At 62.0% G+C, this 1,434-nt stretch carries 1 pseudogene; it reads left to right on the forward strand.

Going from position 1 to position 1,434, the window contains the following annotated elements:
- Positions 1–62: 62 nt before the first annotated feature.
- Positions 63–1,225: pseudogene (locus tag RBA40_RS33165) on the forward strand (IS3 family transposase); the annotation flags it as partial.
- Positions 1,226–1,434 lie beyond the last annotated feature (209 nt).

Consider the following 1,434-nt stretch of genomic DNA (forward strand, 5'->3'; position numbering starts at 1 on the left):
TAGTGGACCCACGATTTGAGACAGCAGTTTAAGCTATGGTCCTCAACGGAGGATCGCAGGGAATGACGGAAACAAAGAAGCGGAAAGTGCACAGCGCGGAGTTCAAGGCGAAGGTCGGTCTGGAGGCCGTACGCGGGGTCAAGACGGTCAATGAGATCGCCCAGTTGCACGGCGTCCACCCGGTGATGGTGAGCCAATGGAAGAAGGAGATCCTGGCGAACGCCGGCACGTTATTCGAGGGCAAGCGCGGTCCCAAGATGGAACTGGAACACGAGAAGGAGGACCGTCTGTTTGGTGAGATCGGGCGCCTGAAGATGGAGTTGGACTGGCTTAAAAAAAAGTCAGGCCTGTAAGTGGCGCGGTGCGGCTGGGGTGGATCGGACCGGATCTTAAACTGCCGCTATCGCGACAGTGCGAGCTTGCCGGCGTGTCGCGGGCCACGGTGTATCGGCCACGTGTGGCCGTGCCCGTCCACGAGGACGACCTGACGCTGTGCGCGTTGATCGACGAGGAGTACACCCGGCACCCGTTTTACGGTAGCCGGAGGATGGTGGTGATCCTGCTGCGGCATGGCTGGCTGGTGAACCGCAAGCGGGTGCAGCGCCTGATGCGCGTGATGGGCCTGGCGGGGATGGCACCCGGCCCGAGCACGACGGTGCGGCATCCTGGGCATAAGGTTTATCCGTACTTGCTGCGCGGCGTCGCGGTGGTCCGGCCCAACCATGTGTGGAGCACCGATATCACCTACATCAGGCTGGCACGGGGCTTTGCCTACCTGGTGGCGGTGATCGACTGGTACTCGCGGCGCGTGCTGGCCTGGCGCATCAGCAACAGCATGGACGCCTCGTTCTGCGTAGACTGCCTGGAAGAGGCGTTGATCAGTCACGGCAAGCCGGACATGTTCAACACGGACCAGGGTGTGCAGTTCACGAGCCAGGCGTTCACTGGCGTGCTGCTGCGGGAAGGCGTGGCGATCAGCATGGACGGCCGGGGCCGGGCGCTGGACAACATCTTCGTCGAGCGCCTGTGGCGCAACGTCAAACACGAAGATGTGTACCTGAACGGATACGCGACGATGGGGGACCTGACGGTCGGGCTGACGCGCTACTTCGTCTTCTACAACGAGGAGCGGCCGCACCAGTCGTTGAACTACCAGACGCCGGATGCGGTGTACGCCAGTGGCGAGGGCGGCGGCGCGATGATCGTGGACAATTACGGCAGTGCCGCAGTCACACCGTTGGTAACTTCAGGCGCTGTGGCGGAGCATGGGGCTCCGCCCCAAGCCCCGCCCTGCCGGGAGCAGGACGCGATCAATTCTGCCGTCGCGGGAGTGGGAAATTAAGCAAGCCAGGACAGCGCTGTGCAGCTGTAAGCAGTGGCATGATCATAGCTTAAACTCCGGTACAAATTGTCTTGACGGTGGGGTCCACTTTA

The sequence above is a fragment of the Massilia pseudoviolaceinigra genome (assembly GCF_030846505.1).
Classification (GTDB): Bacteria; Pseudomonadota; Gammaproteobacteria; order Burkholderiales; family Burkholderiaceae_D; genus Telluria_A; species Telluria_A violaceinigra.